The organism is Psychrobacillus sp. L4 (assembly GCF_042944905.1).
Lineage (GTDB): Bacteria > Bacillota > Bacilli > Bacillales_A > Planococcaceae > Psychrobacillus.
Genome location: NZ_CP168496.1, coordinates 202073 through 225152, shown reverse-complemented (window position 1 = coordinate 225152; position 23080 = coordinate 202073). Strand labels below are relative to the sequence as shown.

At 37.8% G+C, this 23080-nt stretch carries 23 protein-coding genes and 1 riboswitch; of the genes, 11 read left to right on the top strand and 12 right to left on the bottom strand.

The window, feature by feature from the left end:
• Positions 1-92: 92 nt before the first annotated feature.
• A complete protein-coding gene (locus ACEPXG_RS01180) occupies positions 93-1091 on the bottom strand; it encodes an ABC transporter substrate-binding protein (protein ID WP_391206557.1) in 999 nt (332 codons plus the stop codon).
• Between the two features lie 511 nt (positions 1092-1602).
• On the opposite strand from ACEPXG_RS01180, the gene ACEPXG_RS01175 reads away from it, so the two are divergent.
• The gene (locus ACEPXG_RS01175; protein WP_391206555.1) at positions 1603-2676 is read left to right on the top strand and encodes a hypothetical protein; all 1074 of its coding nucleotides are present in this window, start codon (positions 1603-1605) and stop codon (positions 2674-2676) included.
• A 731-nt stretch (positions 2677-3407) separates the two neighbouring features.
• Here the strand turns inward: ACEPXG_RS01175 and ACEPXG_RS01170 are convergent.
• Complete coding sequence (locus ACEPXG_RS01170; protein WP_391206552.1) at positions 3408-4367, bottom strand: 2-hydroxyacid dehydrogenase; 960 nt, start codon at positions 4365-4367, stop codon at positions 3408-3410.
• 248 nt (positions 4368-4615) lie between these two features.
• Here ACEPXG_RS01170 and ACEPXG_RS01165 point away from each other — a divergent pair, with 248 nt between their 5' ends.
• Positions 4616-5116 carry a DUF1697 domain-containing protein gene (locus ACEPXG_RS01165; RefSeq protein ID WP_391206549.1) on the top strand — a complete coding sequence of 167 codons (501 nt, stop codon included), beginning with the start codon at positions 4616-4618 and terminating at the stop codon, positions 5114-5116.
• A 256-nt stretch (positions 5117-5372) separates the two neighbouring features.
• Complete coding sequence (locus ACEPXG_RS01160) at positions 5373-5741, top strand: VOC family protein (protein ID WP_391206546.1); 369 nt, start codon at positions 5373-5375, stop codon at positions 5739-5741.
• 214 nt (positions 5742-5955) lie between these two features.
• Here ACEPXG_RS01160 and ACEPXG_RS01155 read toward each other — a convergent pair whose 3' ends face one another.
• The 5 genes from ACEPXG_RS01155 to ACEPXG_RS01135 form a co-directional block, all read right to left on the bottom strand.
• The gene (locus ACEPXG_RS01155) at positions 5956-6993 is read right to left on the bottom strand and encodes a ribonucleotide-diphosphate reductase subunit beta (RefSeq protein ID WP_391206544.1); all 1038 of its coding nucleotides are present in this window, start codon (positions 6991-6993) and stop codon (positions 5956-5958) included.
• A gap of 13 nt (positions 6994-7006) precedes the next feature.
• On the bottom strand, positions 7007-9232 hold the full coding sequence (locus ACEPXG_RS01150; RefSeq protein ID WP_391206541.1) for a ribonucleoside-diphosphate reductase subunit alpha: 2226 nt from the start codon (positions 9230-9232) through the stop codon (positions 7007-7009).
• Positions 9233-9722: 490 nt separating this feature from the next.
• A riboswitch (cobalamin riboswitch) is annotated at positions 9723-9903 on the bottom strand.
• Positions 9904-10018: 115 nt separating this feature from the next.
• Positions 10019-10846: an undecaprenyl-diphosphate phosphatase gene (locus ACEPXG_RS01145; protein ID WP_391206538.1), complete on the bottom strand. Its 828-nt coding sequence runs from the start codon at positions 10844-10846 to the stop codon at positions 10019-10021.
• A gap of 9 nt (positions 10847-10855) precedes the next feature.
• Positions 10856-11458, bottom strand: a complete 603-nt coding sequence (locus ACEPXG_RS01140) for a DedA family protein (protein ID WP_391206535.1) — start codon at positions 11456-11458, stop codon at positions 10856-10858.
• Entirely contained in the window at positions 11458-12546 is a 1089-nt protein-coding gene (locus ACEPXG_RS01135; RefSeq protein WP_391206532.1) for a metallophosphoesterase, read from the bottom strand. Before ACEPXG_RS01135 ends, ACEPXG_RS01140 begins: the two co-directional genes overlap by 1 nt.
• 161 nt (positions 12547-12707) lie before the next feature.
• Between ACEPXG_RS01135 and ACEPXG_RS01130 the strand changes: the two genes are divergently transcribed.
• The 6 genes from ACEPXG_RS01130 to ACEPXG_RS01105 all read left to right on the top strand — a co-directional run bounded on the left by ACEPXG_RS01130 (position 12708) and on the right by ACEPXG_RS01105 (position 16621).
• Complete coding sequence (locus tag ACEPXG_RS01130) at positions 12708-13061, top strand: ABC transporter permease (protein ID WP_391206530.1); 354 nt, start codon at positions 12708-12710, stop codon at positions 13059-13061.
• Between the two features lie 13 nt (positions 13062-13074).
• Complete coding sequence (locus ACEPXG_RS01125; protein ID WP_391206527.1) at positions 13075-13713, top strand: PspA/IM30 family protein; 639 nt, start codon at positions 13075-13077, stop codon at positions 13711-13713.
• A 194-nt stretch (positions 13714-13907) separates the two neighbouring features.
• Positions 13908-14609: a cell wall-active antibiotics response protein LiaF gene (liaF, locus tag ACEPXG_RS01120; protein WP_391206524.1), complete on the top strand. Its 702-nt coding sequence runs from the start codon at positions 13908-13910 to the stop codon at positions 14607-14609.
• Positions 14606-15694 carry a sensor histidine kinase gene (locus ACEPXG_RS01115; RefSeq protein ID WP_391206521.1) on the top strand — a complete coding sequence of 363 codons (1089 nt, stop codon included), beginning with the start codon at positions 14606-14608 and terminating at the stop codon, positions 15692-15694. Before liaF ends, ACEPXG_RS01115 begins: the two co-directional genes overlap by 4 nt.
• Positions 15669-16310, top strand: coding sequence for a response regulator (locus ACEPXG_RS01110; protein WP_391206518.1), 642 nt, complete (start codon positions 15669-15671; stop codon positions 16308-16310). Before ACEPXG_RS01115 ends, ACEPXG_RS01110 begins: the two co-directional genes overlap by 26 nt.
• A 59-nt stretch (positions 16311-16369) precedes the next feature.
• A complete protein-coding gene (locus ACEPXG_RS01105; protein WP_391206515.1) occupies positions 16370-16621 on the top strand; it encodes a hypothetical protein in 252 nt (83 codons plus the stop codon).
• A 9-nt stretch (positions 16622-16630) separates the two neighbouring features.
• Here ACEPXG_RS01105 and ACEPXG_RS01100 read toward each other — a convergent pair whose 3' ends face one another.
• The 4 genes from ACEPXG_RS01100 to ACEPXG_RS01085 all read right to left on the bottom strand — a co-directional run bounded on the left by ACEPXG_RS01100 (position 16631) and on the right by ACEPXG_RS01085 (position 20754).
• Positions 16631-17140, bottom strand: a complete 510-nt coding sequence (locus ACEPXG_RS01100; RefSeq protein WP_391206512.1) for an AAA family ATPase — start codon at positions 17138-17140, stop codon at positions 16631-16633.
• A 3-nt stretch (positions 17141-17143) separates the two neighbouring features.
• Positions 17144-17608 carry a DinB family protein gene (locus tag ACEPXG_RS01095; protein ID WP_391206509.1) on the bottom strand — a complete coding sequence of 155 codons (465 nt, stop codon included), beginning with the start codon at positions 17606-17608 and terminating at the stop codon, positions 17144-17146.
• A 131-nt stretch (positions 17609-17739) separates the two neighbouring features.
• A complete protein-coding gene (locus ACEPXG_RS01090) occupies positions 17740-19920 on the bottom strand; it encodes a sensor histidine kinase (RefSeq protein ID WP_391206507.1) in 2181 nt (726 codons plus the stop codon).
• A gap of 141 nt (positions 19921-20061) precedes the next feature.
• A complete protein-coding gene (locus ACEPXG_RS01085) occupies positions 20062-20754 on the bottom strand; it encodes a response regulator transcription factor (RefSeq protein ID WP_391206504.1) in 693 nt (230 codons plus the stop codon).
• A 121-nt stretch (positions 20755-20875) separates the two neighbouring features.
• On the opposite strand from ACEPXG_RS01085, the gene ACEPXG_RS01080 reads away from it, so the two are divergent.
• Both ACEPXG_RS01080 and ACEPXG_RS01075 read left to right on the top strand, forming a co-directional pair.
• Positions 20876-21034, top strand: coding sequence for a hypothetical protein (locus tag ACEPXG_RS01080; protein ID WP_391206501.1), 159 nt, complete (start codon positions 20876-20878; stop codon positions 21032-21034).
• A 56-nt stretch (positions 21035-21090) separates the two neighbouring features.
• Complete coding sequence (locus tag ACEPXG_RS01075; protein ID WP_391206498.1) at positions 21091-21783, top strand: BsuPI-related putative proteinase inhibitor; 693 nt, start codon at positions 21091-21093, stop codon at positions 21781-21783.
• A gap of 29 nt (positions 21784-21812) precedes the next feature.
• Here the strand turns inward: ACEPXG_RS01075 and ACEPXG_RS01070 are convergent.
• Positions 21813-22978, bottom strand: a protein-coding gene (locus ACEPXG_RS01070; protein ID WP_391202224.1) for an IS3 family transposase whose coding sequence is annotated in 2 segments (ribosomal slippage) — positions 21813-22702 and positions 22702-22978 — 1167 coding nt in all. Because the reading frame shifts where the segments join, the coding sequence is not laid out codon by codon here.
• Positions 22979-23080: the final 102 nt, after the last annotated feature.

Genomic DNA, 23080 nt, shown 5'->3' with positions numbered 1-23080 from the left:
ATATCAGGAAATTCATTCATAAGTCTCGGACTGTTAGATTTAAACAGCCTCTGACACCTCACATTTCTTGGTTAGATTTTTTGTAACATGAATCATTGTTTCAAAGCTGCTTTCACTTTTTGCGCAACTTCATCAGACACCCAAGTTGTCCAAACCTCTTCATGTTCTTTCATCCACCAACGTGCGGCTTCTTCTGGTTCTACACCTTTTTCATTCATGTATTTAAGTGCATCTTCCGTTAACTCACTGCTTGTATGATATTTACTTAAAAAGTCTACAACATCTTTTGCTTGTGTTACTAAGTCTTTATTTACAGCAATCACCACATCATTCGGCGGAAATTCCGTTCCTTTATTTTCATCCCATACTTTTTTGTCATAAGGTTTATCTTTTAGAAGTGTTAAATCATAACTTGCTGTAACCCATGTTGGTGACCAATAGTAACCTACCCATGGCTTCCCTTTTTTGTAGGCACCGGCAAGATCGGCAACAATTGCAGAATCAGACCCGGGTGCTAGGTAGTTAAATTGTTTGTCAAGTCCATATGTTTCAAGTTTCGTCTCCAATTGTTCACTAACAACCCAACTTGAAGGGGCGCCGATAATGCGTCCTTTGTCCTTATCTTCGGGGTCTTGAAAAATCTGCGGATACTTCGCTAAGTCCTCCACAGTTTTTAAATCGGGAGCTACTGGTTTAATGCCTCTTTTAGCGTCTCCTTCAATTACGTAAGTTGGAACATATAGTCCTTGTGAGTTATCATCGAAGTTTGTAGATACTTTAATAACTTTCCCGCTATCTATTGCTTTTTCATAAACATCTTTAATATTGTCTGTCCACACTTCCATATAGACATTTAAATCTCCTTGTTCAAGTGCTTGCATCGTAGCTGCTGATGTACCACTTGTAACCTCGGTATCATATCCATATCCTTTTTCTACAATTAGCTGCGCAATACTATTATGAACCCGAATACTGTCCCATCCTGCATCTGCAAACTTAATAACCTTAATACTATCCTTACTTGTACCATTACTACACGCGGCTAGTACTAAAAGCGTGCACAATGAAAAAAACAACACTACTTTCCTCATGAAATTTCCCTCTTTTCTCTATTTCCTAATTAGATGCACCGTACTTCCCTCTTCTTGTATACCCTTATTTTTAAAATTTAAACCTCCTAAAACAGTTACAATTTCCGCATTAAAATTGCCAAAAATCCGGCACATCTAAATCGTAACTGTTATTACTACTAGACTTAGATAATCATTGCAAATAAAGGAGGTAAAAAGTGTAAAAAACTAGTTAATTTCTGAAATATAAAAGAAAAGACATTTATTCAAATATTTACGGGGACGTTAAGCAAATACTGTGTCATAAGGCCAGGTAAGTACTAATGAATATATTTTTTTGTTTTGGTTCATTTAAGTTCTTATATAACCTTGCAATACAACAAAGGTTGTATAACCGAATGTAGTGTAAACTTTGAGGTGATAGGGATGCTATATCTAATAAAATAAGATTTCTAATGTCTTATATTGGAGTAAAATTACTGGCTAAGATGATTTTATGCATCAAGAAAAATAAGGACTTGGAGCTGACAAAATGAACAAGGCAATCAGAACATTCATCCCTATAGCACTTGGATTAACACTAGCATTAACAGGATGTAATACTCCCCAAAAACAAAGTAAACAAAAGCAAGAACAAATCCAAAAAGAAACTCAAAAGGATACCCAAATTACGGGGTTACAGCCTTTAAATGCAATGACATTACAAATAACGTTTGCTGAACCATTGCTAGACGAGGAAGTTAATCCGGCTAACATAGATAAAATTAAGCAAAATATTAAATTTGATAATGAGATGAGCATTGTCAATGTTCCTAGGTTAAAGACTGGAGCAAAAAGCACCTATATTGTGCCTGTAACCATACAAAAGCCTGGAACAGCTTATACAGTTAACTATAAAGGAGGAGAGGACCAAACCTTTGAAGCAAGTGATGAGAAAATCAATATACATCAAGCTAAACAGGTTACAAGCGATACATTTGAAATTGAATCTTTTAAAGAGGATGGTGTAACTGATTATGCTAACATTATTGAAGCATATCGTCCTGATAGAGGTAACCTCGCTTTTCAAGTAAATAACGAAAATATAGATGAAAATGGGAAAAAATATCAAGTAATCTCTTCTTTAAGAGATCGTACAATAACAATTAAATCAAGTAATGGAGATAAAATAATCGCGAATTATGTCCCGTTTACACAAGCAGCAGATGGTAGACAAGCACCAAAGTTCCGTTTAGCAGACGGACAAACTTTATCACCCGGCACAAAGTATACTGTGTCGTCTGACTGGGCAATGATTAAAAACCCATCCTTTAACACGAAAGAGATTGCACCACTTACAATCAAGACAGCAGAAGCAATAGACAACAAATCATTCCAATTAACTTTAGAAAAAGATCCCGGTATGGAGTTATTTGCTGGCCGAAGCGTAAAATTACAAAGCGAAGACGGAAGTATGATTCAAGCACAATATCGTTTCTCTTCTCGTAAAGGTGCAGTTGGTATTTTCGATATTAAAGACAATAAATTAAAGTCCGGTGTAAAATACAAGGTAGTACCTACAAACAAATGGGCAACTGCTGACAATATATTACTAATCGCAAAATAAAGGATAAAACGAAAACCGTGAGCGTCCTTTGAGAGCGTCTTCTCTTCACCATTTATGTAACAAGCGTTTGTCCATCGCCCTTTTGGAACTTTTAAGTAAATGATCCATTTGTTTTAGATAATAAGAAACAGGTCTGTTGATTAGCCAAAAGTGACCAGTAAATTATCCCTTAACTTTATCTATGCAGCATCTATATAAACTAGCATTGCTTTTAGGAACGCATTGTTCATATAGTACGCATTAGTTACCGCAGGGATTTCCGCTGCAGGGCGGACGCTTTCCGCGTGGTGAGCGAGGAGGCTCGACGCCCGCCCGCGGAAAGCGAATACCAGAGTGCTAAATCCAGGTGGTCACTAATTTAAGTGCGCAATATATAAAAAAACCGTTCTATATTACGCGTAATAAAAAACGCTGTGTGCCCGAAATTGTACCTTCATCCAAACCTAAACGATAACAAACAAATTCTAACGAAGATTTTAATGCTTCCCTTACAAGTATTTTATGTAAGAAAGTAGTTAATCAACAGACGTGAATAAGAAATAAACTCCTTTTCTATTCTTTTATATGTGGATGAAGAGTTTATTTCCACCAATGCATATCAAATTCACATATTTACATATCTCTATATAGAAGGAAGAAAATTTCTCTTTCTTGTCGATTTCCTAGGAAATAAACCTAAAAAAGAAGCACTAAGTCGGCTTGCTCTCGACAATTAGGGCTTCTTTTCTAAGTTAAACTACACGATTTTCTGGTTCTCTATTTTCTAAAACTGCTTCAATTGCTTCAACATTCAACTGCATCATTGCAAGTCTCGTTCGAATACTAGCGCTACCGATGTGTGGTAAAACTGTAACATTCGGTAATGTTAGTAGGGGATGATCAAATGGTACTGGTTCAACTTCGAATACATCCAGTCCTGCAGCCCAGATTTTATTTGTCGTTAACGCTTCGTATAGGGCTTGTTCGTCAATGATTCCACCGCGAGCTACGTTAATAATTACTGCAGTTTCTTTCATTAGGTTCAGCTCACGTTTACCGATTAGCCCTCTCGTTTCTGGAGTTAGTGGAGTTAACAAAACGACAAAATCCGATTCTTTCAGTAGTGAATCGAGCTCTGCATAAGCGAATCCGAAATCCTTTTCAGCTTCCATTTTTCGTGTTCGATTATGGTAAAGAACGTCCATATTAAAGCCTTTTGCCCTTCTTGCTACCGCTTCGCCAATACGTCCCATTCCAATGATACCAAGGGTTGTACCAAATACATCCATCCCTGTATATTGCATTGGTGACCGTGACTTCCACTTGCCTGCACGAAGATCATGTTCTGCCTCCATCACACGACGAGCAGTAGCTAGTAATAAGGAAAAAGCTAAATCCGCAGTAGTTTCTGTTAAAACTCCTGGCGTATTTGTTACAATAATTCCATGTTCTTTCGCTGCATCCACATCGATATTATTGTACCCAACCCCTAAATTACTAATCACTTTTAAATTTGGCAAACTTTCGATAAGTGAACGATCTATCTTGTCAGAAAGCATTGTCCAAATTGCACGAACATCTTTTGCTTCTGCCTTTAACTCCTCATAAGTCATTTGCACATCATCCCTATGCCACATCTTTACTTCAAACTTTTCTTTTAATGGGTTCACCACTTCATCTGGCAACTTGCGTGTAATTAATATTTTTTCCACAGTTCAAACCTCCAAATATTCTGATACCTTAAGCATGGCTGAAGTTATTTAATTTTGCAACTGCATTTACATGGATAATTTCATAGGGTATACTGGGGCACATAAAATATCCGATTGTTTTTTATGACAGTTTACTCGATCAGGATAGTACCTGCGTGAGGAAATGCGGTGACTTACCTTTCTTTTTCATATTGGATAAGTGGGTGCATCTTCATAGAACTAGATCTATTAGCTAAGGAGTGATGAGGATGTCGTTTGTTGCTTTACTTCGTGGAATTAATCTTGGCGCAAAAAATAAAGTCGATATGAAGTCATTGAAGGTGCTGTTTGAAGAAATGGGCTATGAAAATGTGCGGACATATATTCAGACCGGGAATGTTATTTTTGATAATGGGGTTTATGATGTGTCCGCGATTGAGACCGTGCTTCGTGAAAAGTATGGTTTCGACATACCAGTCATCGTACGGTCTAGAGAAGAGCTGGAAGAGATTCAGCAGCATCCAATCTTCCCAAAAGAACAAGTGTATATTATGTTTTTGACAAATGAAGTTTCGGATGAGCATCTAGCAACGCTTGATAGCTTAGTGGATGATGAATTTGTTGTGTGGAATCGTAAAAATATCATTATTAATCTATCCACGAATTATCACAAGACCAAGTTTACGAATAACTTTTTCGAGAAGAAGCTTGGAATGGCATCTACTGCTCGAAACCAGAATACGGTAAACAAAATAATGCTGAAAATGTGAAAGGTTTCCGCCTAGTAATGGCGGAAGCCTTTTTTCGACCGATAATTTTGGGGATTCGACCGATTATACTTAGTATTCGACCGATTGTTTGGGAGATACGACCGATTATGCTAACTATTCAACCGATTTTGATGATTATTCGACCGATTGTAGTTTTTCATAAGTATTTCTAATGTTAATTGATAATTACAATTAAATTTTCAAATTGGTCTGTTTACGATAAGCTTAATCTAGTAAGCAAAAAGGGGGATTCACTATGTCATTTATATTCAAGTCGATTGACCATATTCAACTAGCAGCCCCTAAAGGTTCAGAGGCAGTAGCGAGAATTTTTTTTGGTGAAGTATTAGGTTTTCAGGAAATAGAAAAGCCAGAGACGTTAAGAAAAAATGGTGGCGTATGGTTTCAATTCAATAATTATCAAATTCATATAGGGATTGAAGAACCATTTGCTCCAGCTAAAAAAGCGCATCCTGCATTTGAAGTTGAAAATCTAGAGGCACTAAAAATGCATTTAACAAATAATGAAGTTAGCTTCATAGGAGATACAGATTTACCCGGAGCAAATAGAATTTATGTCCATGATCCGTTTGGCAACCGGATTGAAATATTAGAATGGATTTAATTATAAAAAAGCATCCTTTCATATAAATAAAAGGATGCGAAACTTTTGTTATATGACAGCCCCTTTTTGATGACAAAAGGGGTTGTTCTCCATTTGGTTGCTCTCCTAGTGAAATTGGTTGCTTCCGCAATAGTATTAGTTGCTTTTACTACCGATGTAGTTGCTCTCGTAACCAATTCCGTTTCCCTAAGCCATTTATTCCCACAAAATATTTTTAAAGATCATCAAATCCGTTATCTTGTACATTCACTTTGACGTATTGGCGGGACTTTTGTTCAAAAAAGTCGGTTTTTCCTAAATCTACTTCCTCGTAGGCTTTGATCCATTTCAACGGATTTTTGCGGTACTCAGGGAACGGTCGGTCGTAGCCAAGCTGAGAGCATCGCACATTGGCATAAAAGTAGATGTATGCTTCGACATCTTCTACATCGAGACCGTCTATTTTCTCCCCAATAATTTCACGCGCCCAGTCTACTTCTAGTTGCGCTGCTTCACGGAATATTGCTTCTACCTCAACTGCACGTTCTGGTGTATCGAACTTCGGATACTCTGCTAATAACTCTTGGTAAATCTTCACGAATAAATCAACATGCAACTGCTCGTCTCGATTTATATAGTTAATCATTGTACTTGTTCCTACCATTTTTTGATGTCTTGCAAGGTGATAGAAAAAAGCAAATCCAGAATAGAAAAATAGTCCTTCTAAAATGACATCATACACAATCGAGCGCAACATGCTATCGACATTTGGCTGCTCCGCAAATTCTTCATAACCTTTCAACACAAAGTCATTTCGTTTTTGCAAAACAGGCTCCGTGCGCCAAAAATCAAACACACGGTTTTGTTCATCTTTCGAAACTAAGCTAGAAAGCACATACGAATAGGAATGGTTATGGATAACTTCTTGCTGTGCCAAAATGATCATCAATGCGTTCAAGCTAGAATCAGTCAGAAAGTCAGCTACCTTCCCTGCAAAGTCCGTCTGTACACTATCTAATAGGGCAAGCAACCCGATTATTTTCAAAAATGCATCCCGCTCTGCTTCATTTAACTGTGAAAACTGCTTAATGTCATTACTCATATTTATCTCAAATGGTGTCCAAAAGTTTCCAAGCATTTTTTTATACTTTGGATAGGCCCAACTAAATTGCACATCGTCCCAGTTTAATATATTCGAACTTTGACCGTTCACAATTCCCGTTGAACGGTTCGGTGCTTCTTTATCCATTAATTTTCTTTTTTCTAACTGCATATAAATTTCCTCCTTAGCTTGAACAAGAATCACAATCGACTAATTCAACCGAAGTAGAACGAACGTAATAGGTCGTTTTTAGGCCACTGTTCCAAGCATCCAAGTGTATATCTAGTAATTCCTTAGCTTTGATTGTATTTTGTACGTATAAGTTTAATGAAACACCTTGGTCAATATGACGCTGACGTGCAGCATTTTGTTTTAATGTCCAGTGTTGATCAATGAAGTATGCTGATTTGTAAAACCAAGTCGTTTCCGAATTAAGATCTGGCACTGTAACTGGAATTTTGTAATCCTTCTTCTCTTCTGAGTATGATTTTTGGAATATCGGATCGATACTCGCCGTACTACCAGCTAGAATTGAAGTTGATGAGTTTGGCGCTACCGCCATTAAGTAGCCGTTACGAATTCCATTTTCGGCAACTTTATCACGCAGTTCATTCCATTCTTCACTTTCGTATTGGCGTTTTTCAAAATATGCACCTGTTTGCCAATCCGACCCTTCGAATAAAGGATATGCCCCTTTTTCTTTTGCAAGTTCTACAGAAGCTTGGATTGTTAAGTAGGCGACTCTTTCATATAACGTATCTGCGAACTCTACAGCTTCGTCCGATTCCCAGCGAATACTATTTAGAGCAAGCAAATGATGCCAACCAAATGTGCCTAGGCCAATTCCACGATATCTAGCGTTTGTGCGTTCCGCTTGTGGAACAGGAATCATATTCAAATCAATCACATTATCAAGCATGCGCACTTGAACTTTAATTAGACGCTCTAACACATCTGCAGGAACAGCTCGTCCAAGATTAATAGAAGATAAGTTACAAACAACAAAATCCCCCGCTTTTCGACGAGTTACAATGACGTCGTCTTCTAATTGAATCGATTCAAACGACGTGGCACTTTGGTTTTGAAATATTTCGGTACACAGATTACTGCTGTACACCATACCTGCATGCTTGTTTGGATTACTACGATTTACTTCGTCGCGATAAAACATATACGGCACACCGGTTTCTAGTTGAGAACGCATGATTCGTTTCATCAAGTCAATTGCCGGTACTGTTTCACGAGATAAGCGGCTATCATATGCACATTCCTCATACTTTTCTCGGAAGGAGCCTTCTCCACGCTTTTCATCATAAAAATCCTCAAGTGAATAGCCTTTTAATTGACGAACTTCATGTGGATCAAATAAATGCCATTCTTCCCGCGCATCTACTTTTTCCATAAATAAATCCGGCAAGCATACACCTGTAAAGATATCATGCGCACGAAGACGTTCATCCCCATTATTCAAGCGTAAATCTAGAAATGTGAAAATATCTTTATGCCAAACATCCAGATAAACAGCTATTGCCCCTTGACGCTGACCTAGCTGGTCCACACTCACTGCTGTATTGTTTAATTGTTTAATCCAAGGAAGTACGCCGCTTGAAGCGCCAACGAATCCTCGAATAGACGATCCACGACTTCTAACTTTCCCCATATATATACCGATGCCCCCTCCGAATTTTGATAGTGTCGCTACGTCTGTATTACTATCGTAAATCCCTTGAAGGCTGTCATCTACCGTGTCTATGAAACAACTAGATAGCTGTCCATGAGGCTTCCCTGCATTTGAAAGTGTAGGAGTTGCAACTGTCATATATAAATTACTCATTGCCCAGTATGATTCCTTAATTTTCGCAAGACGATTTTCTTTCTCGTCTTTCATAAGTGTCATCGCAATGATTAGCCAGCGTTCTTGTGGAAGTTCTACAATCGATTTATCGAAGTCTTTTGCGACATAACGATCGAGTAATGTTTTTAACCCAATATAGGTGAATAAAAAATCTCGCTCAGGTACGATTATTTCCGCTAATTGTTGCAGCTCTTCCAAAGAATATGCTTCGGTAATTCGTTTGTCGTAAAGCCCTTTTGCAACTAATGCTTGGACATTACTCGCAAACTTACCGTAAACTGCGTCTGGGGTTGTTTTTCTATATAGAGCCACTTTTTCATATACATCCGCTACATGAATACGTGCTGCGACAAATGTCCAATAGGTTTCTTGTTCATCTAAAAAGCTTAATGCTTCTAGTGACATCGATTTGGACCAAGCAGATGTAGATCCTTCTGGGAACTTTTTCATCCATCTTTCATGTGATTTGATAAGTGGCGCTATGTTATCTTCCCCAAATTCCTTAGTTAGATTATGTAATACCTCTTGTTTTGTTGTATCTGAGATTATTGTCATATAAACTCCTCCTTGTTTATTTGGTTGGTTTGGTGTGTATGTGGTGGTCATACTTGGTTATGTGGTACTCGACCTTGGTTATGTGGTATTCACACCTGGTTATGTGGCACTCGCAACCAGTTATGTGGTACTCGACCAGTTATGTGGTACTCACAACTGATTATGTGGTACTCGCAACCAGTTATGTGGTGCTCGACCAGTTATGTGGTACTCACAACTAGTTATGTGGTATTCACCAACAGTTATGTGGTATTCACCAACAGTTATGTGGTACTCACAACTGATTATGTGGCACTCGCAACTGGTTATGCGGTATTCACCCTTAGTTATGTGGCACTCAAGATCTTTTATTGATACAAAACAAAAAAGCGATACCCCAAGCCTCTTCGGCTGAGTCATCGCTCAAATTTAAAAAGTAGGAAACAACAAGACAGATCGATCGATTGAAAGAGAGTCCTTCGCCCCCACCTCTCAACCCCCGAAGAAAGTGTTGCTTCATCGATGAAAGGGCAGGTCTACTGGCTCGTGTTTCATCCTTCTGTCGACCTTCCCTCGATTGCTCGAAGTGGCTATTTCAACAGTCGTCCACACTCACAGTTGCGGGGACAGCTTCGGCTTATTTACCGAATTCCCTTTTAAACCATAAAGGTACCAAATCATCGTTCACATACTATATATTGTGTTTAATTTACTTATATAATCTAACATATTGTGTTTATGGTTGTACATAGGAACAAAGTCCACATACAAAAGACAGGCATAAAAAAATGCCTGCCCACTCTTTTTTTACATATATACGATGATTGCTAGTACTATCGCCAACACGATACGGTAGATCGCAAATGGTACTAATTTTATGCGTGAAATTAGTTTTAAGAAAAATTTAATCGAAATAAGGGCGAATATAAACGCACTTATAAATCCTACTACATAAAATCCAATGTCATCCATATTAATTTGTTCCCAGTTTTTCAACACAGATACTAAGCTTGCCCCAGCCATAATTGGAACTGCCATGATGAACGTAAAATCTGCAGCTGTTTTATGACTCATCCCAAAAAGTACACCACCAGAAATGGTAGCTCCGGAGCGAGAGAAACCTGGCCATAAAGATAGACATTGTACCAAGCCCACTTTAAATGCTTGCCCATACGAAATTTGATCCAAACTAACGATAGACGGTTTTTTTGGTCCAAACTTATCCGCAACAATCATTAAAATAGCTCCGGCCACAAGACTAATAATTACATATTCTACATGAAATAAGTAATCATCAATAAAATTTTTAAAAGCAAATCCTAAAATTACTGCAGGAAGCATTCCGACGATTACATGTAACAAATTGAACTGCTTGCTCGACTGCTCAGTCTCTATCTTATATAGGCCTACTAAACTAAATAATCGTTTCCACATCACGACAACTACTGCCAAAATGGATCCTAACTGTACGACAATTTTAAATGTATTGGCGGAATACATCCCTAAAAAGGTCTCGGTCTTTAGCCACATATCATCTACAATAATCATATGACCTGTGGAAGAAACGGGAGCAAACTCTGTCATACCTTCTACAAAACCTAATATTAATGCCTTTATTAACTCTAAAAATTCCATAAGATCTCCTTAGTTACGTTTTTTGAAATACCAAACTAAAAATATAATACCAATAATCGCTAAAATAATATACACTACATTGGAGTATATATCCATATACCTTACAATTTCATCCCAATTTTCACCGACCGCTGCTCCTACCGAAACTAACACCGTATTCCAGATCAACGTCCCTAATGTCGTGAATAAAAGAAATAAACCAAAACTCATCTTCGACATCCCCGCAGGAATCGAAATAAGGCTTCTAACAAGTGGAACTAGTCTTCCGAAAAACACGGCCCATACACCATACTTATCAAACCACACATTGGCTTTTTGAATATCTTTAGTCGTTAGTCGCAACAACTTACCGTACTTCTGCACAATTTTCTCCAAACGATTTACATCTAATAATGTACCAATCCAATATAAAATAGCGGCTCCTCCGACCGAACCAGCAGTTGACGCAATAACAATTCCTAACCTAGTCATCGTTGTCGTTGTCGTCATAAACCCACCGAGTGTTAAAATGACTTCGGAAGGAATTGGCGGAAAAATATTTTCGATCAAAATTAACAAAAATACGCCTAGATAACCAAACTGACTGAGCCAGTCCGTAATCCATGCTTCCATTATAGTTTCACGTCCTCTAGCTTAATATGTATCGCCCATAGTTCCGATTGACTACCTAAACGAATTGGAGGACCCCAGAAACCAAATCCAGAGGAAACAATTGCATGCAAGTTTCCTTTTTGTTTATACCCATAATCGAGTTCAAATAATTTCCTTGTAAATAAATGATTTGGCCACATTTGTCCTCGATGGGTATGACCAGACACGTGAAAATCTACTCCCTCTTTTTCGGGAATCAATAAATTTGAAGGCGTATGATCCATAACAAACCATGGAAGGTTACGTTGATCTGGTGCTAAATCGGAAAGCTGCTTTCTTTCTTTATTCGTCAAGTCTTCCCTGCCAGTTAAATAAAACGAATCTGCTAACAAAATAGTTTCATCTAATAACATGTGGACATTCGATGCTTCCATCTCTTCTACTAAAAGCGGAATTTTTTTGCCGTAGTATTCATGATTTCCGAGTACCCCATATACACCATACGTGGAAGTTAGTTGCTTCATCACTTCGGACATGCCATTTTTCACGAACCAAATTGGATCGTCATCCACTAAATCCCCAACGAGTAATATTAAATCTGGTTGTGCTTCGTTTGCTTTTTTCACAAATCTTTTTAAATGCGTTTTATTGGATAATAAACCCAAGTGAAAATCAGATGCAACAACTACTTTTACTTCTGTAAGATTGGAATTCTGTTTAGGCATTTTAATAGAAAGTTCGCGAACTATTGGCGTATACGCATTATACGTGCCTTTTACCAAAATCCATGCAAATAAAAGGAAAACAATCCAACCTACTATTTTTAATTGACTTGGGAAAATCCACGTTATTAATGTGGCAATTGGAAAAAGAAGCACCCCATATTCCATAATAATCATCCAGTAAGATCCCGCAATACTAAATAACCGCAAACTATGATTGATTCTTCCAATGATAAATCCATATGCGATAAGCGCCCAGACAATTCCAAAAAGCCAGTAGTTTATAGGAAAGAATACTTCAAGCCAGGTGACTACTGTCCACCCAAAGTAAAAGACAATTGCCGAATATAAGATGATTACTAATGTAGCAGCACCAATTCTTTTCATTTCAGTTCCCCAGTATTTGTATTTTTCATTTAGTATAGCAGATTTTATAGGACTACTCTCCCCTAAGCCTCAAGACCGATATGAAAATCATGTTCTAGCCCGTTTGGATAAGCTGGTGAAATTGATAAGCTATGTATACAAACGAAGGGAGGAATAATCATATGAAAAAATTTGGCTTATTGGCACTCGGTATAATCGCAGGAATAGTTGCATTAGCTAGCTTAGGTTCTTTAATAGGTCTTGCAATATCAGCATTTGTTGTTTTTGCGGGGGTACATTTTTACTTGAAAAGCGATTCTACGTTTTTGAAAATATTTTGGGCAACTGCAGGAATCATCGGACTATTTTCAGCGGTTGCAAACGTACCTGGTTTCTTCGGAATTTTAGCAATCGTAGTAGTGTTATATGTAGTTAAGAAGTGGAATAAACAATCATTTTGTTTTACTAAATCAACCGTAAAATCGGATGACCCATTTGTAAATTTCGAAAAACAATGGAATGAACTTTCAAAATAAGGAGGAAAATAAAATGACATCACTTTTTAAAAGACTAAAATATTCAGTAGAGGCAGACTTACACAAACTGTTTGATAAGAAAGAAGAGAAAAATCCAATCGCGATGCTCAATCAATACATTCGTGAAGCGGAGAAACAAACAGAACAAACTGGTAAATGGTTAGAACGCCAAGGAAAATTAAAACAAGCGCTTGAAAAAGAACTTGGAGAGACACTACTAATGGTTGAAAAGCGCAAAACTCAAGTAGAGCTTGCAACAGTTAGTGGCGAAGAAGATTTAATGGCATTTGCCCAAGCAGAAGTGGATGCTTACAGCGAAAGAACTTCTGTTTTACAAAATAGCATTTTGCAAACAACTGAAGAATTATTCGGTCTAGAGCGTAAATACGAAGAGATGAAACATAAAATTAAAGATATGAAAGTTCGTCAATTGCAATTAATGGGCAAAGAAAACGTTACACGTGCTCATCACCAAATGGATCGTATTCTACAACCAGAACAAAAAGAAAAGAGTTTCGGAACTTTCCAAGAGATGGAACAATACATTGAACGCCTTGGAACAAAGATAGAAAAAGAACATGAAGTCACTTCTATGGAACAACGTTTAGAAATGTTAGAAAAAAATGCACAACCTAAAGCGGAAATTGTGTAAACTATAAGAAAAGCGTAAGTGCTCTCGTATCGACGGCGATTGCTCTCGTTCCGACGGGGATCGTTCTCGTATAGGCGGACAGAGCTCTCGGAGCAAAAGTGTTAGAGTCCCGATAGTATACTTTGTATCTAATTTTAAGAGGGGAAGGAATCTTCTCCTCCATATCTTTGTGTGAAGAAGGAGGAATACTTAATATGAAAGAAAACCAAACAAACAAGCTTGCGTTTATTCTCATTTGTTTTGTTTTTCTGATGTTTATCGAGGCGACTGTTTTTGGAAATGGCAGCATTGTATTGGTCCTTCTTGGCATCGGGATGATTTATTTTAGTTTACGAAGACGTGCACGTTTTTTATTCTGGGGTGGATGTATTTTTATTGTCATCGCTATTTTTTCTATGTGGAGTCTACGTCTGCTGCTTATCGGTATCATGATATATGTACTTTATAAACTTTGGAGAAATGAACCGATTCGTCAAATGATACGACCATTTGACACTGTATATGAAGAAACTCCTAATAGTATCATTCAGAACAAACTTTTTTCTGCTCAAACTACCCCCTTTAATGCGTATGAATGGCAAGATGTTCATGTGCAAAGTTTCTACGGGGAGCATGTGATTGATGTGACAGAGACTGTTTTGCCAAAGGGTACTTCCTTTATTTCCATTCGTCAATCACTTGGAAAGGTAACAATTTATGTTCCATATGAAGTACCGGTTAGGCTACATTATGCAACGATAATTGGAGAAGCGAACATTTTTGGTCGTGGAATTCAACGTTTATGGAATCAATCGGTCGTGCTAAAGGATGGGTATTTAGAGGACGTTACTTATGCTTCGGAGCTAGTCATCACTGTTTCCACATGGATCGGGGATATCGAGGTGATTCGTAAATGAAGATATTCTTCGGTCAAGGATTTTCCTTTTTTCTGATTTTATTAGCGCTTGCGACAGTTCTTTTATATGCACTTTGGGGATGGCCTAATGATGCAGAATGGTGGTCATTACTAGAGACTACATATGCACAAATCCCTTTAGGTGCTTGGATTATTATGGTATTAGCGTTTATGAGTTTTAGCTTTTCATTGAACACGCTACTAAAAGTACGCGATCAAGAAAAGAAAATTGAGAAAAGCTTAAGACCCTTGTTAGAGGCAGAATCATTTGTACCAACTAAGAAAAAATATGCTTACTCTAAGCGACTACATGTCACGACCAATCAATTAGAGCAGCTCATCTTAACCCAACGAAAAACATTGCAACGTATTACGAATGAAAAAGCAGAAGCCCAAGATAAAGTTATTCAAGAACGAATCGTGCAAGAAAGACAGCGCTTGGCAAGAGAGCTGCATGATTCGGTTTCACAGCAATTGTTCGCCGCATCCATGCTCCTTACTACCATGGTAGAAATAGAAGAGTCGCAACAAAGAGAAGCACCAAAAACATTGCTTCAAACAGAAAAGATTGTACAACAAGCTCAGTTAGAAATGCGAGCATTGTTACTTCATTTACGTCCAGCAGCCCTGCATAATAAGACGTTAAAGCAAGGAATGGAAGAGCTGCTTATAGAACTTCAGCAGAAGGTATTTTTTACGATTCGTTACCGACTAGAAGAGGTTTCCTTACCAAAAGGTGCAGAGGATCATTTATTCCGAATCGCTCAGGAAACATTATCAAATACTTTGCGACATGCAAAAGCGACAGAAGTAGACATATTATTCGTGGAACGAGACAATCTCGCTATTTTCCGTGTACAGGATAATGGGATCGGCTTTGATGTCTCAGACGGGAAAACAGGTTCTTACGGCTTGGATAACGTCAAGGAAAGAGCGGTTGAAATAGGAGCTACTTGCAAAGTAGTATCCGTCCCATCACAGGGAACAATTGTTGAAGTGAAACTGCCAATTGAGAGAAGCGCAAGTACCCAAGAGACTGAACATGAAGAGGAGCGAGAATATGATTCGAATATTATTAGCGGATGATCATGAAATGGTACGCATTGGCGTGTCTGCTTACTTGCAGGCTCAGCCTGATATGGAAGTTGTCGCAGAAGCGGTGAATGGTCGCGAAGCGGTTGACATGGCGCTCATCCATAAACCCGATATTATTTTAATGGATATGGTGATGCCCATTATGAATGGTGCAGAGGCTACACGCGAAATTGTACAAAAGTGGCCAGAAGCAAAAGTGATGATTGTAACGAGCTTTATTGATGATGACAAAGTTTACCCTGCCCTCGAAGCAGGAGCAATTAGTTATTTATTAAAAACTTCAAAAGCTACTCATATTGCCGAATCCATTCGAAAAACATTAAACGGAGATGCCGTATTAGAGCCGGAAGTTACGAATAAAATGATGAAGCGCATGCGCCAAGGTTCCACCCATTCTTTGCATGAAGACTTAACGGACCGAGAGCTCGAAGTACTGCTTCTTATGGCAGAAGGCAAAACGAACCAAGACATAGCGGACTCCCTTTTTATTGCATTAAAAACTGCAAAAACACATGTCAGTAACATTCTATCAAAATTGGAAGTAAGCGACCGAACGCAAGCAGTTATCTATGCGTTTGAGCATCAGCTTGTTCCGCCGAAAAAATAACGTCTGTGAGTCGTTCATCATATATTAATGAAAAGACGGAGTAAAGGATGTTTGTATACATGTTACCTGAAGATCCAAATATCGAGCTGCCTTCTCGTGTAGGTTTGACCATAGGGATCATTGGAGCTGTCATTATTTCGATCGGATTTATCATTGATACTATAGGTGAGGGCATTGAGTTATCTGAAATACTTCAGAGAGACGAGATTGACCGGAATGCAAAAATACGACAGAAGCAACAATTTAACCAAATCCAAAGTAAGTTGGATTTTTTGATAGGTGAAATAGAAGAATTGAAGAAAAGAGGATGATTACATAGATCATCCTCTTTCTATTCGTTGCAACCACTCTTCTACTTTTTTATCCGTAACAAAGTGGTGTACTTTATGAGTAAATTTATTAAATTTCATTAGAAATGATGGTTTCATTTGCTCTTCGAAGTACTTATTCCATTTGAACATTCGGAGAAAAATAGTGAGTGTCGGTTTGTAATTTGCTTTTTCAACTTTTAAGAGCTGACGAATGTATCGTGCAATTATTCGCCAGGTTCTTTTTCTAACAGAAATATCTAAAAAGATAATTTGATCAGCTGCTCGCAACACGGGATCTGTCCAGTCTATATGAACACCTTCGATAATCCACTCATCAAGTGCAACTGCGTCCTTTAGCAACTGATCACGCACTTCGATTTCATTTCGAATACCACCAGGGGAATGACGGCTCCAAACAAAGTTATCCGTTTCAAAGTGCGGTACTTGCAACTTTCTTGCCACTTTGCGTGCTAACGTTGTTTTGCCACTCCCCACTGATCCTACAATATAAATTTTCAAACTTTACTCTTGTGTAGCGCGATTTAAAGCATGAATAATTCCAGCATGGATACCTTCATGCCAAACCATAAATTGCACAATCGCTTCGACCGTATCCATTTGATACATTTTCCCGATTGCCATTGGTTCTGATAATGGATTTTGCAAATTATTTTCGAGTACCACTTTTATTCGTTCAGGCTGTTTTTCTAGCGCGCTTATCAGCTCTTCCATTGTTGGTGGTTCTGCTTCCCAGCTATCTGGATTTGTTCCAGGAACAAAAAGAGATGCCCATTCCGAGTGCACGATTTCATAAGAAGGAATCGCTCGCTTCGTAAGTGATTCCATTGTTGCAAATATATGCCCTATGTTCCATCGGATTGTATTGTTGAATCCATTTGGCTTTACGTCCCAAGTCGCCTCATTGCTTTGATTAATTTTCCCTAATGTATATATTCGTGCGAAGTTTAATTGATTTAAAATTGTCATTATAAGCATCTCCTTTTGGTGTTTTTTTAACTATTTTTTCTTTATTCTAACTATATCACGAAAAATTCCAACTAAAATTATTTTTACACAAATAAAAGCGGGAAACCTCGGACCAGGTTTCCCGCTTTTTGTTATACTGTTGCTATTTTCACAGTTACTTTAAATAAATCGCCGTCTACTTCCATTCGTAGGCTGCCTCCGTGTAAATCCACAATGGATTGTGCAATTGCAAGGCCTAGACCTGATCCTTCTGTGTGTCGAGAAGTGTCTGCTCGTTTGAATCGCTCGGTTAATTCATTGACGTCATTACCCAGTTCATACTTCGCTATGTTTTTAATAACGAAAACCGCTTTCTTGTCGAATTGGTCTAAATTAATATACACTCGTGTATTCGGGAGTGTATATTTCAATGTATTAATGATTAAGTTATCGAGTACTCGCCACCATTTTTGGCCGTCTACATAAGACATAATTGGTTTTATACCGATAGAAATACGATATTCTAGACCTGACTTATCAATTTCTTCTTGATGCTCAGCTATCGCTTGCTGCAATAATTGTGTTAGATCTACTTTCCGCTTATCTAGTTCCATATTGCCCGATGCCATTTTAGACACTTCAAACAAATCTTCAATTAATGTTTTCAATCGCATTGATTTTTTATCCAATATCGCAATATAGGATGCTCGCTCTTCATCCGTTATGTTTGGATTTTTCAACAAATCGGTATACGTAATGATGGATGTTAATGGTGTCCGTAAATCGTGACTTACATTGGTGATTAGTTCGGTTTTCAATCGTTCACTTTTTGCTTGTTCGGAATGAGAAGATTTTATTCGACCACGAAGCTCGTTCAAACTTGCTGCATGCTCTGCAATTGGTGACTTCCCTTTTACGTCTATTTCATTTCCGATAACGCCTCTTGCCATTTCCTCCGCTTTCACGATGATTCGGTTCAAGTGAGCCATTCTAGATAATAAAAATAGTAGAACTGGAATACCGATGAATAGAGTAGCCGGAATCCAAACAATAATAACTTCTGGTACGGCGAATACCATCATCGTTCCAAATCCCCAAAAGAATATAACAATCAACATAATAAGTGTTTGAACACCGATGGAACGCTTTAAGAAAAACCCTTCCAATGATCTGCTCCAGCTATATATTAAACTTTGTTTCCAATTTATCTTGCCAAGTCCTGTTCGCAGCCAGCTCCATTGATACAATGTGAAACCTGTAAAAAGGATTGCGAAAAGACTAGTGAATATAGGTAGATCCCAGCCTTTATAATAAAAAATATTGTCTATTAGCACTTTTGTAGCCGTAATTGCTATAAAAGCACTTATAAAAAACAAACCTATTCGAACATCTATCGGCAAGCTACGATACTTCCGTTCCCAAGCCTCATGTTGGAATTTCTCGCTACTTTTTCTCCATAGCAATACAAAAGCGATGGCAGCAAATAAACCAGCTACTAGTACTCCATAAAAAATTAGTAGATTCGTTAAAAAGGATTTGTATTGATATGCTCTGTGCCCATTAATAATACTATTGTTTGGAATAGCAACTGTACCTTCAAATCGTGCAATTTTGTTACCCATTAGTTCTTGAACATCCCAATAATCCATCTCATTTCCATATGTAGTTCTTTCTTTTAAATATCCATAGCTACTTGAATATCTCTTTGTAAATGCATCGTTTGAAAAAATATCACCGTTTGTAAAACGTTCGCCTGTTTCTATATTTTTTAAGTCATAGTTAATGTCTTCGTTGTCATTCAAGAAATCATTTTTAGCTCTTTCGATTGATTTAAAATAAGCATCGACTTGTGCTTCTTTTTCTAATCGAATCTTTTTTTCTACATAACTATCGTCCGTAAAATTTTTAGTGATGTCATCTAACTTTTTATCAAGTTCTGCATTCGAAGCTTTGTCTGTTGCTACTTTAGGCGCTACAGTTATTGTTCCTCCTGTTGCTCCCTCTTCTACTGTTGTTTCTGTGGTGGTAGTTTCTTCATACTGTTGCTTGATGGACTCCAACTGACTTTCTAGATCTCCAAATCGATTACGGTATTCCTCTATTTCATCCGCTGTCACCGTTATATTTTTCTTCACTTTTTCTTTATCTGGAACCGCCAAAACTAGTGGGACAATAGAAGTTTCAAATTGGGATAATTCACTTTGAAAATTGTTACTATCAAAATAACTTGTCCCTATAAAATTACGACCTTCATCAATGAGTGTAAAAAGTGCGAACATCGTAATGACTCCCAGTACACTAAGTAAAACATTTTTACCTATTGTATGCTTCATCCTGCAGCTCCCCCTTTCATGTTTTGGATGATTTGTAGAAAGCTTTGGCTAATTTCGACAAATGGGATTAAATTGGCTACACAATAAAATAAACAAATCACCCCGCAAACAATTGCTAGTAAAGATAAATAGACACTCCACTTACTTGTCGATTTTATAGCCAACGCCCCACACCACCTTTAGATATCTTGGATTTTTCGGATCTGCTTCAATTTTTTCTCGTATTTTCCGTATATGAACCGCCACAATATTTTCTGCGTTGTATGCGGGTTCATTCCAAACGCGCTCGTATATTTCATTAATTGAAAAGACACGTCCTGCATTGACCATTAGTAACTCTGTAATTTTAAATTCGATAGGTGTCAGTTTGACAATTTCTCCTTCGACGGTAAGTTCCTTTGCTTCTTGATTTATCGTCAGTCCATCCACTTCTATAACTTTTTGCTGGCCTTGGTAGGTGCCTAGCTTCGTGTATCTCCGTAACTGCGACTTCACACGTGCCACAAGCTCCATCGGATGGAAAGGTTTCGTCACGTAATCATCTGCTCCAACCGATAATCCATGGATTTTATCTGAATCCTCCGCTTTTGCACTCAGCATAATAATAGGAATGTTTTTTTGCTCTCTAATTTTGAATGTCGCTGCAATTCCGTCCATTTTTGGCATCATAATATCTAAAATAATGACATGAACTTCATTTTCTTCTATTAACTGCAGTGCTTCTAATCCATCTGCAGCTTTTAGAACGTTATATCCTTCATTTTTTAAGTAAATTTCAATACCATCGCGAATATCTTGGTCATCGTCCGTTACTAACACTGTAAACTGTGCCATCTTCTTACCTCCTCAGTCCGCACAATGCGAGTCATTCATCCGTTGCCACAGGATGCCTTCCCTAATCTCTCTTATGTTTCTTATTGTACCCTTCATTTCTTAACATTCCAGCAGGATAAATATGAAGAAATTCTTAAGAAACTCTTTAGTTTTAGGAAATAAATGGAGAAGCGAGACCAAATCACTTAGAAGAGCAACCAATTTGTCTATGAAAGCAACTAAATTTCTACAAGAGCAACCAATTATAGCTTGGAAGCAACCATTTAAAAAAAAGCTATAACTAGTGTAACTTTTTATCCAAATAATGGTCTAATTCTTAAACAGGAGGTGCAATATATGAGAAAAGCAAAAGGAGTTGCCTGGATTTTACTACTGTGTACTTCCCTACTCGTTTTAGCGAGCTGCGGAACTAGTAATGTTAACTCTACGACAGGGAGCGAGGGCAAAGATAATAATATATCCACAAGGCTTGACCTAACCGCGGATGGAGAAGGATCTTTTATTATCAAAAATGAATCAAAAAAGGAAGTTGTTCTGACATCGTCGAGCGGACAGCAAATTGAGTTTCAACTTTTGAATGAAGCGAAGGAAATAATGTACACGTATTCCGCGAATAAAATGTTTATGCAAGGGATAGTAGAGAACAAACTACAACCAGGGGAAGAGTGGATCATTCCGCTAAATCTCCAAGCAGAACTTGCAGGAGTACCAACCGGAACTTATAAGTTGGTCGTTTGGTCAACAGCAGATGGACTTAATGATCTTAAAATCGAGACCACCTATAAGTGGACTGGAGCTATTGCTACTGAAGCACCTAAAAAGCTTGTTGTGGAGAAACAAGAAGTTATCTATATCGGACAACAAGATCTTCATTCCATCGAAGTGGAAAATCTAGAAGGTACAACAGAAGCAATGCGGCTATCTGAAGTTGCGATCCCATTCTTTGAAGGGTTAGAAAAAGGTAAACATATTTTTGTGGAATATGTAGTGGAAAATGAACAAAAAGTTATCCAATCTGAACTGACCTAGCGATATGAGACACATATAAAACACCTATTTTAGGCTGCCGCAATGCCAAATTCTTTTGGTGTTAGGTAGCCTAATTTTTCTTGGATACGTTCTTCATTGTAATGATGAAGATATTCGTCAATTCGTTGTATAACGCAAATATTGCTCAATGAATTAAACTTAGTTAAATAAAATTCTTCTGTTTTTAAACTAGAATGATAGGATTCGATAACAGCGTTATCCCAACAGTTGCCGCGTCTGGACATGCTACTCACTAGATGATTCTCCTTCAAGCAATCCTGATACGCATATGATGTGTAAACACTCCCTTGATCAGAATGTACAATGACTTCCTGCGGATTTCCACGAGCTATCAATGCCTCTTTAAGCGTATCTATTACCAACGGTGTCTGTTGATGATTGTAGAGCTTATAAGCGACAATTTCATTATTATATAAATCCATGATCGTCGAAAGATATAAAGTGACGCTACCATATTGAATATACGTAATATCTGTTACCCATTTTTCATTCGGTTTACTAGCTGTAAAGTTACGATTCAATAAATTTGGGGCAATTACTACTGACTCTCCTTGTGATTTCCATTTTCGTTTTTGCTTCACTTTGCATTGAAGATTATACTTCTGCATGGTTTTCTGGACCGTATTGCGGTCTAATTCAATTCCATATTCTCTTTTCAATAACGCCTTAATTTTACGATGACCATTGCGGTATTTCGTTTTCTTGCATAGTTCGATGATTGCTTCTTCTGCTTTGGTTCGAACGTATTCTACACCTTCTGCTAACCAACGATAAAAGGTGGATCGAGGCACCTGAAGGGCTGACAGAATTGCCGTTACTGTATATTTTTTTCGATACTTTTCCACGATTTGAAGAACTAGCTGTTTTTCAACTCCTTTACCATTTCCATATACTTTTTTAGAATCTCATTCTCCATTTTCAAATGGTTCATTTGTGTATCTTTCTTCTCTTCTTCACTCTTAAATTCAGGTCCATGCCCAAATGAATATTGCTTCCCGATCGGTTGATCGAAACGATGAATTTCATTCGCTCTATACCATCTCATCCATGTCTCAATTTGAGATTTATTCTTAATTCCGTATTTCTCCATAATTTCTTTCGTCGTAAGATGACCGCTCATTTTATCTTTCACGACTGCCCATTTAATTTCACTTGAATACACGTTTTTGCCCATGCAAAAACACCTCCGATTTAAGTACTTGTTTTAAGTGTACCACTATCGAAGGTGTTTTATATTGTCTCATTATTTTAGGTTAGTCCAATCAGCGCGTTTAGG

Coding starts and splice junctions, on each gene's coding strand:
- ACEPXG_RS01115 (WP_391206521.1), top strand. CDS start 14,606: ATGAAGATATTCTTCGGTCAAGGATTTTCCTTTTTTCTGATTTTATTA.
- ACEPXG_RS01135 (WP_391206532.1), bottom strand. CDS start 12,546: ATGAAAAGAATTGGTGCTGCTACATTAGTAATCATCTTATATTCGGCA.
- ACEPXG_RS01140 (WP_391206535.1), bottom strand. CDS start 11,458: ATGGAAGCATGGATTACGGACTGGCTCAGTCAGTTTGGTTATCTAGGC.
- ACEPXG_RS01175 (WP_391206555.1), top strand. CDS start 1,603: ATGAACAAGGCAATCAGAACATTCATCCCTATAGCACTTGGATTAACA.
- ACEPXG_RS01085 (WP_391206504.1), bottom strand. CDS start 20,754: ATGGCACAGTTTACAGTGTTAGTAACGGACGATGACCAAGATATTCGC.
- ACEPXG_RS01090 (WP_391206507.1), bottom strand. CDS start 19,920: ATGAAGCATACAATAGGTAAAAATGTTTTACTTAGTGTACTGGGAGTC.
- ACEPXG_RS01145 (WP_391206538.1), bottom strand. CDS start 10,846: ATGGAATTTTTAGAGTTAATAAAGGCATTAATATTAGGTTTTGTAGAA.
- ACEPXG_RS01160 (WP_391206546.1), top strand. CDS start 5,373: ATGTCATTTATATTCAAGTCGATTGACCATATTCAACTAGCAGCCCCT.
- ACEPXG_RS01110 (WP_391206518.1), top strand. CDS start 15,669: ATGATTCGAATATTATTAGCGGATGATCATGAAATGGTACGCATTGGC.
- ACEPXG_RS01165 (WP_391206549.1), top strand. CDS start 4,616: ATGTCGTTTGTTGCTTTACTTCGTGGAATTAATCTTGGCGCAAAAAAT.
- ACEPXG_RS01155 (WP_391206544.1), bottom strand. CDS start 6,993: ATGCAGTTAGAAAAAAGAAAATTAATGGATAAAGAAGCACCGAACCGT.
- ACEPXG_RS01080 (WP_391206501.1), top strand. CDS start 20,876: ATGAAGAAATTCTTAAGAAACTCTTTAGTTTTAGGAAATAAATGGAGA.
- ACEPXG_RS01095 (WP_391206509.1), bottom strand. CDS start 17,608: ATGACAATTTTAAATCAATTAAACTTCGCACGAATATATACATTAGGG.
- ACEPXG_RS01150 (WP_391206541.1), bottom strand. CDS start 9,232: ATGACAATAATCTCAGATACAACAAAACAAGAGGTATTACATAATCTA.
- ACEPXG_RS01105 (WP_391206515.1), top strand. CDS start 16,370: ATGTTACCTGAAGATCCAAATATCGAGCTGCCTTCTCGTGTAGGTTTG.
- ACEPXG_RS01130 (WP_391206530.1), top strand. CDS start 12,708: ATGAAAAAATTTGGCTTATTGGCACTCGGTATAATCGCAGGAATAGTT.
- ACEPXG_RS01125 (WP_391206527.1), top strand. CDS start 13,075: ATGACATCACTTTTTAAAAGACTAAAATATTCAGTAGAGGCAGACTTA.
- ACEPXG_RS01075 (WP_391206498.1), top strand. CDS start 21,091: ATGAGAAAAGCAAAAGGAGTTGCCTGGATTTTACTACTGTGTACTTCC.
- liaF (WP_391206524.1), top strand. CDS start 13,908: ATGAAAGAAAACCAAACAAACAAGCTTGCGTTTATTCTCATTTGTTTT.
- ACEPXG_RS01180 (WP_391206557.1), bottom strand. CDS start 1,091: ATGAGGAAAGTAGTGTTGTTTTTTTCATTGTGCACGCTTTTAGTACTA.